Below are 13,181 nucleotides of genomic sequence, written 5' to 3' on the forward strand. Positions count from 1 at the left end.
TTATTTCCCCTTTACAATTGTTCCAATGTTTTCGCCTGTAACGGCACGTTTAATATTGCCTTCTTCCGTAATTGAAAAAACAATTAGCGGGATATCGTTGTCCATACATAATGAAGAAGCTGTAGAATCCATAACAGCTAGTCCATCTTTTAAAACATCAATATACGTTAATGTTTCGTATTTTACAGCATCAGGTACAAGCTTAGGATCTGCATTATAAACGCCATCTACGTTGTTTTTAGCCATTAAGATAACGTCAGCTTCGATTTCAGCTGCACGCAAAGCTGCTGTTGTATCTGTAGAGAAATAAGGGTTTCCTGTACCCGCAGCGAAAATAACAACGCGTTTTTTCTCAAGATGACGAACAGCTTTTCTTCTAATATAAGGCTCTGCTACTTGTCTCATCTCAATAGAAGTCTGAACTCGTGTTTGCACACCAATGTTTTCTAAGCTATCTTGAAGAGCCAGCGAGTTCATTACTGTTGCTAGCATTCCCATATAATCAGCAGCTGCACGATCCATACCCATTTCACTACCAATTTTACCACGCCAAATGTTTCCACCACCAACGACTACAGCAATTTCAACACCTAATTCATAAACGGCTTTTACTTGTTCAGCAACAGATTTGATGATTGATGGGTTAATACCAAAACCATCTTCACCAGCTAATGCTTCTCCACTTAACTTTAATACGATACGATTATATTTTGCTTGACTCATGCTTACCTCCATCGTTAACGGTGAGATCTCTTTTGTAAAAAAGGGAACACACAGTGTTCCCTATACGGTCAAACCCTTACTTTTTAACTTGGTTCATTACTTCTTCAGCGAAGTTGTCTTGACGTTTCTCAATACCTTCTCCTACTTCAAAACGAACGAAGCTTTCAACAGTAGCGCCTTTGCTCTCAACGAACTGACGTACTTTTTGATCAGGATTTTTAACAAATGTTTGATCTAGTAAGCAAATATCTTCGAAGAATTTGCCAAGGCGACCTTCAACCATTTTTGCAACGATTTTTTCTGGTTTGCCTTCGTTTAATGCTTGTTGAGTTAATACTTCGCGCTCACGCTCAGTTTCTTCAGCAGAAACTTGGTCACGAGAGATGTATTTAGGGTTGATTGCAGCAATGTGCATAGCAACGTCTTTTGCAACAGCTTCTTCAGTTGTACCAGACAATACTGTTAACACACCGATACGTCCGCCAGCATGTAAGTAAGCGCCGAATGCATCAGCATCAGTTTTTGTTGCTACAGCAAAACGACGTAAAGATAATTTTTCTCCGATTGTAGCAATTGCAGAGTTGATGTGTTCTTCAACAGTTGCACCGTTTTCCATTTTTTGAGTAGCAGCTTCAGCAGCGTCAGCTGGTTTGTTAGCTAAGATGTGAGCAGCTAATTCTTTTGTTAATTTTTGGAAACCTTCGTTTTTCGCAACGAAATCAGTTTCAGAGTTAACTTCTAAGATAACAGCTTCGTTACCTTGAGTTTCGATGTAAGTTAGACCTTCAGCAGCAATACGGTCTGATTTTTTAGCAGCTTTTGCAATACCTTTTTCACGTAAGAAATCGATTGCTTGCTCCATGTCACCGTTAGTTTCAGTTAACGCTTTTTTACAATCCATCATACCAGCGCCAGTTTTTTCACGTAATTCTTTTACCATTTGAGCAGTAATTGCCATAATGTGTAGCCTCCTTGTTTGGGTATGTAATTAATGTATATAAATGGGTTAAATCTTTTCAAAAAAAGGTGATAAAAGGCTATTCCCTCTTATCACCTTTCACGGAATTAAGCAGTAGTTGTTTCAGTTTCAACTGCTGTTTCTTCACCTTGTTTAGCTTCTAGAATAGCATCAGCAACTTTAGAAGTTAAAAGTTTAACAGCACGAATTGCATCATCGTTTGCAGGGATTACATAGTCAATTTCGTCTGGATCACAGTTAGTGTCTACGATACCAACGATTGGAATGTGTAATTTTTTAGCTTCCGCTACTGCAATACGCTCTTTACGAGGGTCAATGATGAATAATGCATCTGGAAGTTGTTTCATATCTTTAATGCCGCCTAAGAATTTTTCAAGACGCTCTAACTCTTTTTTAAGTTGAACTACTTCTTTCTTAGGTAGTACTTCGAAAGTACCGTCTTCTTGCATTTTTTCGATATCTTTTAAACGTTTGATACGTTTTTGAATAGTTGAGAAGTTAGTTAATGTACCACCTAACCAACGTTGGTTAACGAAGTACATACCAGCGCGAGCTGCTTCTTCTTTAACAGAATCTTGAGCTTGTTTTTTCGTACCTACGAATAAAACAGTACCGCCGTCTGCAGCTAATTCTTTAACGAATTTGTACGCTTCTTCTACTTTCTTAACTGTTTTTTGAAGATCAATAATGTAGATGCCGTTACGCTCAGTGAAGATGTATTTCTTCATCTTTGGGTTCCAACGGCGAGTTTGGTGACCGAAATGTACACCAGCTTCTAGTAATTGTTTCATTGAAATTACTGACATGTGTTTTTCCTCCTAATGGTTTTAAGTCTCCTCCGCTCATTTCATCTTCAGCCGAAACTACAAAAAGTAGCACCATCAACCGAATCAACAAGCGTGTGTAATAACACCAAAAACAAATATAGCACACTCCTTTTTCACAAGCAAGCGTTTCATTAAGTTTATTGATGAAATTTCAATAATAATTCAATTTCAGTTTTCCCTCTGTGTAAATGTTTTGCAATTTCTTCAATTGTTAAACCTTTTCCCTTTAAATAAACGGAAAATTCTTTTATCTCTTCACCTGACAAACCTTGAATTTGGTCTGTAGTTAATTCATCAAAAGATGTGCTTATAGGTTTCTGACTTTCTTCTATAGACAGAAGTTCATGCAGCGACTCAGAAGGCTCACTTTTTAGATCCACTCTTTGAACAGGCACGTCTTCTTCATCTAAAAAAGGTGATTTTGCGCTGTTTTTTCCCATTTCCGAAGAAAGCGAAGTTGACCGCTCTCGAAGCTGCCGTAAAAACTGCTCGTTTTGTTCCTGAAATTCAGCGAGATATGAACCCATCGCAGCTTCCATTTTATTTATATTTTGCTGGTGCCAGCGTTCAATCCTTTTCACTTTGGTCACTTGCATATATAAAAGAATAATGCAAAACAGTGATAGACCATGAATTAAAAAACTAACTGTAAGTAAAAACCCCATCCTTTTACCTCTTTGTTAAATTATTTTGCTTAAACTCGTACGCATTTTAAACAGCGCTTTAGAATGAATTTGAGAGATGCGTGAAGTAGATAGACCTAACAGCTGGGCGATTTCTGTGAAAGTCAACTCTTCTTTATAGAATAATGAAACAACGAGCTGCTCTTTTTCATTTAGCTGCTCAATGACTTCAGCAAGCTCTTGATATCGTTCGTCGTTAATTAGCTCATCTTCAGGAGAGAGCGTTTTTTCATCTCTAATCGTATACTTTTGCTCTCCATCTTCATACTCTTTTGGCTGTTCTTCCATTGATAAAACGTTAGCTAAAAATCCTTCATTCATTGTATGAACAACATCTGCTTCTGTCATACCTATTTCTTTTGCAACCTCACTTGGTGCAACTCTGCGCAAGTATCTTTGTTCAAGCGCTTCTGTTGCTTGTTCAATCCTTTTCGTCTTTTCCCTTGCGCTTCTTGATAACCAATCTTCTTTACGAAGCCCGTCTATTATCGCCCCTCGAATTCGAAAAGACGCATACGTATCAAATTTTAAGTCTCTACCGTAATCAAATTTTTCCAACGCATCGTAAAGACCGATCAATCCTAAGCTCTGTAGCTCTTCTTTATGAATATTTTTCGGCAGCCCTACACTAATCCGCTGAACGTGATAGTTAACAAGCGGCATATACTTTTTAACAAGCATATTTCCCGCATGTGAGTCTCTCGTCTCTATCCATTCCTGCCAAATTTTATGTTCTTCAACTTCTTGTATACTTTTCAAGGGTCTTTCAACTCCTTTTTATAGCGCTAGTAATCGTTCAAGGCACACTTTATATTGTTTTTATCCCTTCGTTAATTGTACGAATCTTTAAAATAGCCGTTTGAGGATCAAATTCAATTGTTCGTCCGTTGTGTCCTCCTGTAGCTTTCGCTGCAATTTCTACACTGTTTCTATGCAGCTCTCTCTCCACAGCTTGAACATTTCGAAAGCCAATTCGCATCACATCATTTCTTGATTCAAAATTAAACATCTGCGCGCCTCCTGCTATTTTTGCTTTTAACAATTTTCTATGTGCGCCTTGTTTAATCAACATATTTATCAAATCAAAAATGGCTGTATCTGCATATTTAGCTCTATTAAAAGGACATTTAGCCCCGCTTGAATCCGGAAGCATCACATGAGCGAGCCCAGCTACTGAGTGAACAGAGTCATAAACTACAACTCCTACGCATGACCCTAATCCCGCTGTTCGAAGCACTGCGGGTGCATGCGTAACATTCATCTCGGCAATTCCTACCTTAATCACTTGTTTATCATCTCTCACGATTCTTCAACTCCTAGAAACTTCAGCGTGATATCCATTATTCGTTCGTCTCACTGGAGGGGGTCTTCTAATGAGAGCACTTTAGGTAAATTTAGAAGAACAATTAAACGCCCATCTACTTTAACGACCCCGCTCAAATATTCTACAGCTATTCCTTCAATTGTTTCAGGTACTGAAGCAATCGTTTTTTCATCAATATCCACTACATCATTTGCCGCATCGACAATCAAACCAGCTTCTATATCATTAAGGCGAACCATAATAATACGTGTCAGCTCATGGTTAAGCTGTTCTTGTAATTTAAAACGAGTGCGCAAATCAATAATCGGTGTAATGACACCACGAAGATTAATAACACCTTTTACGTATTCTTTTACTCCAGGAACGCGTGTTATGTGCTGAATCTTTTCAATCGATTGCACTTCTTCTACTGAAATTCCGTACTCCTCGTCTCCCAATTGAAACACAATAATTTTCATGCCTTTATCCCCTTTCTTTTTGCAACATTTATCACTTAATCAACGCGTTGCAATCAATGATAAGCGCTACTTGTCCATCGCCTAAAATCGTGGCTCCTGAAATAGCAAATACAGCCGGCAGATAATGACCTAAAGATTTTAAAACAATTTCCTGCTGACCGATAAAAGAATCAACAATTAGCCCGGCAGTCTTTTCACCTTTTTTAACAATGACTACTGAATAATAATTGCCTTGTACCGAGTTAGGTACATTAAATAGTTTCTTTAAATCGATAAGAGGAATAATTGCTCCTCGGAAGTCAATAACCTTTTGACCGTGTACATGCATAATATCTTTTGGCTGAACAATGGCTGTTTCAATAATTGAAGAAAGCGGCAAGGCATAGCGCTCTTCACTCATTTGCACGAGTAAAGCAGAAATGATAGACAGAGTGAGCGGCAGTTGAATAGAAAACCGCGAACCGTATCCTTCGCTGGAATCAATCGTTACAGAACCACCTAACGATTCAATCGTATTTTTCACAACATCTAAACCTACCCCTCGTCCGGAAACATCTGAAATTTGCTCAGCAGTCGAAAAGCCCGAAGCGAAAATGAGTTCGTATACTTGTTTGTCCGTTAGCGTTTCAGCTGTCTTTTCATCGATAATTCCTCGATTTAACGCTTTTTGCAGTACCTTCTCACGATTGATGCCCGCCCCGTCATCTTCTAAATCAATAAAGACATGATTTCCACTATGATAAGCTTTAAGGCGAATCATCCCAGTTTCATTCTTTCCTTTCGTTAAGCGCGCTTGAGGCATTTCAATCCCATGGTCAACCGCATTTCTTAATAAGTGAACAAGCGGATCTCCAATTTCATCGATGACGGTCCGGTCCAGCTCTGTGTCAGCTCCGACAATTTGAAGCTCAATTTGTTTCCCTAAATCTTTCGAAAGCTGTCTCACCATACGGGGAAAACGATTAAAAACGGTTTCCACAGGTACCATACGCATATTTAAAATAATCGTTTGCAAATCTCCCGAAATACGAGACATTCGTTCTACCGTTTCGTCTAACTCGCTATTATTCAATTCTTTTGATATTTGTTCTAACCGGCCTCTATCAATAACTAGTTCTTCAAACAAGTTCATGAGACTGTCCAAACGGTCAATATTGACTCGAATTGTTTTGTTAATTGACGGTTGTTTTTTTTCTTCAACAGACGATTTAGAAGATGCTGACACAGTAACTTCCTGTATGGCTGCTGCTACTTCTTGTGAAACAGACTCCTCCATTTCTGTCTCCTTTTTTACGGGGACCACAGCAATTTTCACGCTTTCTACTTCAGAGACTTCCATAATGCTCGCCTGTAGCTTTTCTTGCGATTCATTTGTTACTAATATAACGATAAAAGATGATTCAAATTTTTCTTGTTCGATATCTTGAACAGTTGGCGCTGACTTAATTACGTCTCCCGCTTGCTCTAACACATCAAATACCATATATGCACGGGCAGCTTTTAATAAGCAGGTGCTTTCAAGCTGTACGGTTATTTCAAACGCGTTTACCCCTTGGTCTGCTGTTTGACTGAGCAACGTTTGTACAAGTTCATCGTATTCAATAAAAGAAGCTGCAGACTGCGCTACAGGTTCTTCTGCTACAATACGCTGCAGCTTTTGAACAAGCAATTTGACATCAAGCTGACCATCGCCGCCTTCAGAAATAGATTGAACCATTATTTCTAGCGCATCGACTGATTCAAACAAAACATCGACAATTTCCGTGTGAGCGTCGAGCTGGTGATTTCGAACGGCATCTAACACGTTCTCCATTTTGTGAGTTAATTGTGCTAAATCATCAAACCCCATCGTTGCAGACATCCCTTTTAACGTATGAGCAGATCGAAAAATTTCGTTTACATAGCTAAGATCATTCGTATTTTTTTCAAAAAGCATTAGCTGATCATTAACGTTTTGTAAGTGTTCTTTGCTTTCTTCAATAAATACTTCTAAATATTGATTCATATCCATCGTAATTTTCCCTCCTATTTCTGTGCGTAGCGAGAAATAAAGCTTCCAACGTTTCGCAGCGGTTCAATATAATCAACAAGTTTTGTAGAAACGGCTGATTTGGGCATCCCATAAATGACAGCTGTTTCTTCAGATTCAGCCAATATAATCGCGTCTTTATTTTTCTTTAAATCAATAACACCTTCCGTTCCATCCGATCCCATTCCCGTCAACACAACGGCAAGCTTTTGATAACCTGAAATCTTACTAATGGACTGAAACAAACGATCCACTGAGGGGCGATGTCCTTTTACAGGTAAAGAGGTGTCTAAACAAATGCTGAGCTGTCCATTTTTCTCTACGACCGTCATATGAAAGCCTCCAGGAGCAATATAAGCACATCCTGAGCGAACGATTTCATTGTCTTTTGCTTCTTTCACTTCAATATCAGCTAGCTGATTTAGTCTAGCTGCTAACGATTTTGTAAAATTTGGAGGCATATGCTGCACAATAAAAATGGGTGCACTTATATCTTTTGAAACAGTTGATAATACTTCTTGCAGCGCATGAGGTCCTCCAGTAGAAGTGCCAATACAAATAAGCTTGTTAACTTTCGATTGCATCGGGAGGTTATATACACTGCTTTTTTGCACGTGCTGATGACTGCTTGAAGATAGATTGGCTTTACTAGCCAGCAATAGCTTAGAAATAAGCTCATCTTTCACTTTATGTAAGTCCAGCGAAATAGCTCCAGAAGGTTTAGCAACAAAATCAACTGCGCCGTACTGCATAGCCGTCAGCGTATTTTCAGCGCCTTCTACTGTTGTGCTCGATAACATGACAACAGGAAGGGGATTCACGCGCATGAGCTGTTTTAACATATCTAAGCCATTCATTTTGGGCATTTCGATATCAAGTGTCACAATGTCTGGCAACAGCTCGAGCGCTTTTTTTAACCCTTCTTCACCGTTACGTGCTGTACCCACAACGTGAAAACGACTGTCAAGTGCTAAAAAATCGCCGATTAGCTTTCGCATAAATGCAGAATCATCTACAATAAGCACCTTTATTTCATTCACTCTGATTTCCTACCTTTCAAGAAAAAATCGTTTGAGGCGCCGAATAAACATTCCCTCTGTTTTAGCCGTTGTCCTATCGTCTTGAGGAATAAGAATATTCACCATTTCTACTAGGGATATACTTGCTTTACATGTTGGATTTTGAAGCAAAAAAGGCATTTGGCGATTGACCGCTTTTTGGACAGCTTGATCGTTTGGCACAATACCTAATAGAGAAATGGATACGTTCAAAAACTGCTGAACAGCTCGGTTAAATCGTTCATACGTCTGATTTCCTTCTGTGTCAGAAAGCGTTTTATTGATAATAAGACGAACCGGTGCTGATACAGAATATGAAGCTGCTAGTTTAACAGCAGCGTAAGCATCCGTTATAGATGTAGGTTCAGGTGTTGTGACCACAATCATTTCATCTACGGCTTTTAAAAACCTAAGGACACTCTCTGACATTCCTGCTCCCATATCAAAAATCATATAATCGTACTGATTTGTTAACGTACTCAACTTTTCTATTAAATAACCAAGGGCTGAAGGAGACCATTCAAATACGGAGGAAATTCCCGTCCCTCCAGCCACGTAAGCTAAGTTTTGAGGCCCTTTTTTAATAATTTTCTCAATTGAAAGCTTTTTTTCTAGCAAATCAACCATCGTATATGAAGCCGTTTGCCCAATCAAAATATCAATATTCCCCATCCCTAAATCCATGTCAAAAAGAAGAACTCTTTGCTTTTGCTTCGTTAACGCAAGAGATAAGTTTAACGATAGATTTGACTTTCCAACTCCTCCTTTTCCGCTTAACACGGCTATTGTTTTGCAATCTCTTAAAGAGTTTTGATGCTTTTTTAACACTTTTTCTCTTAAAACTGCTGCTTGATCATTCATCTTTCCAATCTCCAAACACATCGTCGATAAACACTTCTATTTTAAAAGGCGAAATATCTTCTGGTACATCCTGCCCGTATGTTGTAAAAGCAGCTCGCTGGCCGTAATGATACAACATATTTAAAAGCGAGCCTTTCTGGGTTGTTTCATCTCGCTTCGTAAAAATTAATTGATCAACAGGCAGACTAGCAAAACGTTCATATACAGCTTTCATATCTGATACTTTTGACGTTAGAGCTAAAACAAGAAACGTTTGCAAATTTTCTTGAAATGTAATAATTTTCTTTAAATCACTTACATATTGCTCTTCTAAAAAGTTACGCCCCGCTGTATCAATAAAGATTACATCATATGCTTCTTTTTCTACCAAAGCTTTTTTAAAATCCGCTCTGTTATAACAAATCGTTAAAGGCGCATTCAAGATAGAAGCGTACGTCTTGAGCTGCTCAATCGCTGAAATTCTATACGTATCGGTTGTGATAAATGCTATTTTTTGATTATGTTCAAGCACACACTTTGCGGCCAATTTAGCAAGTGTTGTTGTTTTGCCGACACCTGTTGGCCCTACTACACTTACATATTTTTTGAAAGAACCGCTCCATTCACTTGCTTTAAACTGATTGACAAACCAGCTCTGCGTCCATTTCATGAGTTGGTTTGAGTTAGGGCGATGTAAATAATAGTACTCTAGCATAGGAGTCTCTACGTTTTCTAAAATAGCTTCGTCTATTTCTTGCAAACGCAAATAAGCAAGCACATTCTCCACTGCTTGTGGGTATGAACTTGAAGAAACCTTTTGCATTTGACTCATTTGTGAGACAAGAGCATTTAGCTCACTGAGCTGCTGCTTCATAAAAGATGTATTATCTTCCATACCGGGTTCTGCCGGCGCTGATTTCTTCTTTACATTCAGTTTTTCGACCGAATCGACAGCTGCCAATACTTCCATTTTTGTCTTAGTAAATAAGCCAAAAAATCCTCCTGTTCGAAATTGTTTTGAATGTAAAATAACCGCTTCTTCACCTAAATCTGAACGAATGGCTTTCATGGCTTGCGGCATAGATGCTACTACGTATTTTTTTACTTTCATCAGATATCCACCACTCCAACACTTTGAACTTCAACATTTGCTTCTAGCTCGTTATATGATAAAACCGCCATATGGGGAAAATACCGCTCAGTGATTTGACGCACATACATCCTCACCGCGGGAGAACATAACACAATTGGAGACTGCTCTTGAAAAGAAAGTGTTTCTGTTTGTTTGACTATACTTTCTACAATAGCTTGTGAAACACTAGGGTCTAGTGATAAATAATTGCCGTGCTCTGTTTGTTGAACAGCTTCAGCCATCGTTTTCTCCACTTTCCCTGAAAGGGTAAGAACTCGAAGCAGACCTTCTTGCACCGTGTATTGACTGGTAATTTGTCTTGCGAGACCTTGCCGGACATATTCAGTTAACAAATCAGTGTCTGACGTTATTTTTCCATAGTCGGCCAACACCTCAAAAATAATAGGTAAATTTCGAATTGAGACGCTTTCTTTTAAAAGTTTTGCCAGCACATGTTGAACGTCTCCAACAGAAAGCGGATTTGGCGTGACTTCCTCTATTAAAATAGGATAGGTTTCTTTTGTGTGATCGATTAGTTGCTTTGTCTCCTGCCTTCCAATCAGCTCATGCGCATAAGACTTTATAACTTCTGTTATGTGAGTAGACACAACCGACGGTGGGTCAACAACCGTATACCCGAACATCTCAGCCTGCTCCTTCACCGACTCGCTAATCCATTTTGCAAGCATTTTAAAAGCTGGTTCCAACGTATCAATTCCTTCAATCAAATCATCATCCATTCCCGGGCTGATTGCTAAGTAGTGATCGAGCAGCAGCTCTCCTTTTGCCACTTCATTGCCCTTTATTTTAAGACAGTATTCGTTGGGCTGAAGCTGGATGTTATCTCTGATGCGAACAACCGGAATTACTAACCCTAGCTCAAGTGCCAGCTGGCGCCTAATCATGACAATTCGATCGAGCAAATCGCCGCCTTGATTCGTATCAGCAAGCGGAATTAATGCATAACCAAATTCAAATTCAATTGGATCAACGGTTAATAGATTGACAACACTCTCCGGACTTTTCAATTCATTGTCTTCCAGCTCTTCTTCAGTAGGCGCCATTTCTTCACGCACCGCCTGATGCTTAGCCCGAGACAAATAATAGCCTCCCACTCCTAGCAAAATAGCAATAGGCATTGTAATAACATCATTAATTGGCGTAATTAAACCAAGAGCCGCAATCGTTCCTCCAGTTACATAAAGCATAACGGGAAAAGCAAACAGCTGCTGTGTAATATCTTCGCTCAAATTGCCTGTTGAAGCAGCTCTAGTGACGATAATACCTGTCGCTGTTGAAATCATGAGGGCTGGAATTTGACTCACTAACCCATCGCCTACTGTTAACAAAGTAAAGGTTTGGGATGCTTCAGTGATGGACATTCCCATTTGCAGCATGCCGATAATAATTCCAAACAAGATATTAATAAGGGTAATGACTATCCCTGCAATGGCATCACCTTTGACGAATTTACTAGCTCCATCCATTGCTCCATAAAAATCTGCTTCGCGCTGAATTTTTTCACGGCGGTCAATCGCTTGTTTTTCTGAAATCATACCTGCATTTAAATCTGCATCAATGCTCATTTGCTTACCCGGCATAGCATCCAAAGTAAAACGTGCGGCTACTTCAGAAACACGCTCCGCTCCTTTTGTAATAACGATAAACTGAATGATAATTAAAATAGCGAAGACAACAAAACCCACTAATGGGTTTCCTCCAATAACGAAGTGTCCAAATGTTTCAACCACTCCGCCTGCCTCTCCTGTTCCTAAAATTGAACGTGTCGTCGATACGTTCAAACCTAATCGAAACAGCGTAAGAACCAACAGCAAAGACGGAAATACCGATAGCTCTAAAGGTTCTTTCATATTCATGGAAACGAGCAGTACAAGCAGCGCAAGAGAAATGTTAATCATGATTAAAATACTTAATAACCATGAAGGCAACGGAATAACAAGCATGACGATAATGAGTACAACACCTATAACAACTGGCAGTTCTCTTGCAGACATTAATTTTTCTCTCCTTACAATAGCGTAACGTTACATTTTATTTTGAATGCGGTATACGTAAGCTAATATTTCAGCCACCGCTTTAAAAAATTCTTCTGGTACCGCATCTCCTACTTTGGTTTGATCAAAAAGCGCTCTTGCCAGCGGGCGGTTCTCTACCATGATGATTTCATGACTTTTGGCAATTCCTTTAATCTTTTGAGCAATAAAATCTACGCCGCTGGCTACAACATAGGGAGCATCCATTTTTTCTTCATCATATTTTAGAGCAATGGCATAATGAGTAGGGTTTGTAATGACGACATCTGCTTTTGGAACTTCTTGCATCATGCGAGACATTGCCATTTCCCGTTGCTTTTGCTTTATTTTTGATTTGATTAGAGGATCTCCTTCAATGTTTTTATGCTCATCTTTGATATCTTGCTTTGACATTCGAATATTTTTTTCGAAATCAAACTTTTGGTACAAATAATCAAGCTGCGATAAAAATAAAAGCATAAGCGAGGCTGCAAGTCCCATTTGAAAAACAAGTTTAGACAGAACAACCAGCGAGTCCCCTATACTTTTTGAGATAAATTTAATACATCTTCTATGTGAATCCATAAGATAAAAAACGTGACGGCTCCGATACACATAATTTTCAGCGTTGACTTGATTAGTTCTACCAGCGCTCTCATGGCAAAAATTCGTTTGGCTCCGCTAATAGGGTTAATCTTTTCTAACTTAGGATGAAGAGCCTCCGTGGAAAAAAGAATGCCAACCTGCATATAATTCGCTCCGAGCGCAGCAATAAAAGCTGCGAGCATAACAGGACCTGCTGCAAGGGCTATTGAAGGAAGAAGATGCTTAAACATCGCAAATACACGCTCTGCCGTCACTTCCTCAAGCATATACGTTTGAAATGCTTCTCTTAACAACTTCATTATTTGCTGTAAAAATTGTTTGGCTCCAAACAAAAAATAAAGAAAAACCATTAAAAGGATGAGCGCAGTTGTAACGTCTTGACTTTTAGCTACTTGTCCTTTTTTTCTAGAGTCTTGCTTTTTTTTAGGTGTAGCTTTTTCCGTTTTTTCTCCTGCAAAAAATTGCAAATCAACTTTTACTAAAAACAAA

12 protein-coding genes and 1 pseudogene are annotated in these 13,181 nt (G+C 39.0%); all 13 read right to left on the reverse strand.

What is annotated here, in order from left to right; all coding sequences use genetic code 11:
* Positions 1 to 723 carry a UMP kinase gene (gene pyrH / locus M3225_RS02785; protein ID WP_028411409.1) on the reverse strand — a complete coding sequence of 241 codons (723 nt, stop codon included), beginning with the start codon at positions 721 to 723 and terminating at the stop codon, positions 1 to 3.
* Between the two features lie 76 nt (positions 724 to 799).
* A complete protein-coding gene (tsf, locus tag M3225_RS02790; RefSeq protein ID WP_013058849.1) occupies positions 800 to 1,681 on the reverse strand; it encodes a translation elongation factor Ts in 882 nt (293 codons plus the stop codon).
* A gap of 107 nt (positions 1,682 to 1,788) precedes the next feature.
* Positions 1,789 to 2,508, reverse strand: a complete 720-nt coding sequence (gene rpsB, locus M3225_RS02795) for a 30S ribosomal protein S2 (RefSeq protein WP_013058850.1) — start codon at positions 2,506 to 2,508, stop codon at positions 1,789 to 1,791.
* A gap of 158 nt (positions 2,509 to 2,666) precedes the next feature.
* The gene (locus tag M3225_RS02800; RefSeq protein ID WP_251390990.1) at positions 2,667 to 3,194 is read right to left on the reverse strand and encodes a hypothetical protein; all 528 of its coding nucleotides are present in this window, start codon (positions 3,192 to 3,194) and stop codon (positions 2,667 to 2,669) included.
* Between the two features lie 15 nt (positions 3,195 to 3,209).
* A complete protein-coding gene (locus M3225_RS02805; RefSeq protein WP_251390991.1) occupies positions 3,210 to 3,971 on the reverse strand; it encodes a FliA/WhiG family RNA polymerase sigma factor in 762 nt (253 codons plus the stop codon).
* Positions 3,972 to 4,020: 49 nt separating this feature from the next.
* Entirely contained in the window at positions 4,021 to 4,515 is a 495-nt protein-coding gene (locus tag M3225_RS02810; protein ID WP_308215715.1) for a chemotaxis protein CheD, read from the reverse strand.
* A gap of 50 nt (positions 4,516 to 4,565) precedes the next feature.
* On the reverse strand, positions 4,566 to 4,994 hold the full coding sequence (locus tag M3225_RS02815) for a chemotaxis protein CheW (RefSeq protein WP_251390993.1): 429 nt from the start codon (positions 4,992 to 4,994) through the stop codon (positions 4,566 to 4,568).
* A 31-nt stretch (positions 4,995 to 5,025) separates the two neighbouring features.
* Positions 5,026 to 7,005, reverse strand: coding sequence for a chemotaxis protein CheA (locus M3225_RS02820; protein WP_251390995.1), 1,980 nt, complete (start codon positions 7,003 to 7,005; stop codon positions 5,026 to 5,028).
* 14 nt (positions 7,006 to 7,019) lie between these two features.
* Positions 7,020 to 8,063 carry a protein-glutamate methylesterase/protein-glutamine glutaminase gene (locus tag M3225_RS02825; protein ID WP_251390997.1) on the reverse strand — a complete coding sequence of 348 codons (1,044 nt, stop codon included), beginning with the start codon at positions 8,061 to 8,063 and terminating at the stop codon, positions 7,020 to 7,022.
* A 9-nt stretch (positions 8,064 to 8,072) separates the two neighbouring features.
* Positions 8,073 to 8,942, reverse strand: a complete 870-nt coding sequence (locus M3225_RS02830) for a MinD/ParA family protein (protein WP_251390999.1) — start codon at positions 8,940 to 8,942, stop codon at positions 8,073 to 8,075.
* Positions 8,935 to 10,032: a flagellar biosynthesis protein FlhF gene (gene flhF / locus M3225_RS02835; RefSeq protein WP_251391000.1), complete on the reverse strand. Its 1,098-nt coding sequence runs from the start codon at positions 10,030 to 10,032 to the stop codon at positions 8,935 to 8,937. Before flhF ends, M3225_RS02830 begins: the two co-directional genes overlap by 8 nt.
* A complete protein-coding gene (gene flhA / locus M3225_RS02840; RefSeq protein ID WP_251391002.1) occupies positions 10,032 to 12,068 on the reverse strand; it encodes a flagellar biosynthesis protein FlhA in 2,037 nt (678 codons plus the stop codon). The genes flhF and flhA overlap by 1 nt, the downstream gene beginning before the upstream one ends.
* A gap of 30 nt (positions 12,069 to 12,098) precedes the next feature.
* Positions 12,099 to 13,180: pseudogene (gene flhB / locus M3225_RS02845) on the reverse strand (flagellar biosynthesis protein FlhB).
* Between the last annotated feature and the right edge of the window lies 1 nt (position 13,181).

Origin of the sequence: Priestia aryabhattai, from assembly GCF_023715685.1 — a bacterium.
GTDB classification, from domain to species: domain Bacteria; phylum Bacillota; class Bacilli; order Bacillales; family Bacillaceae_H; genus Priestia; species Priestia aryabhattai_B.

Bases quoted from the DNA above. Each gene is read 5' to 3' on its own strand.
- pyrH (WP_028411409.1), bottom strand. From the start codon at position 723: ATGAGTCAAGCAAAATATAATCGTATCGTATTAAAGTTAAGTGGAGAA.
- tsf (WP_013058849.1), bottom strand. From the start codon at position 1,681: ATGGCAATTACTGCTCAAATGGTAAAAGAATTACGTGAAAAAACTGGC.
- rpsB (WP_013058850.1), bottom strand. From the start codon at position 2,508: ATGTCAGTAATTTCAATGAAACAATTACTAGAAGCTGGTGTACATTTC.
- M3225_RS02800 (WP_251390990.1), bottom strand. From the start codon at position 3,194: ATGGGGTTTTTACTTACAGTTAGTTTTTTAATTCATGGTCTATCACTG.
- M3225_RS02815 (WP_251390993.1), bottom strand. From the start codon at position 4,994: ATGAAAATTATTGTGTTTCAATTGGGAGACGAGGAGTACGGAATTTCA.
- M3225_RS02820 (WP_251390995.1), bottom strand. From the start codon at position 7,005: ATGGATATGAATCAATATTTAGAAGTATTTATTGAAGAAAGCAAAGAA.
- M3225_RS02830 (WP_251390999.1), bottom strand. From the start codon at position 8,942: ATGAATGATCAAGCAGCAGTTTTAAGAGAAAAAGTGTTAAAAAAGCAT.
- flhF (WP_251391000.1), bottom strand. From the start codon at position 10,032: ATGAAAGTAAAAAAATACGTAGTAGCATCTATGCCGCAAGCCATGAAA.
- flhA (WP_251391002.1), bottom strand. From the start codon at position 12,068: ATGTCTGCAAGAGAACTGCCAGTTGTTATAGGTGTTGTACTCATTATC.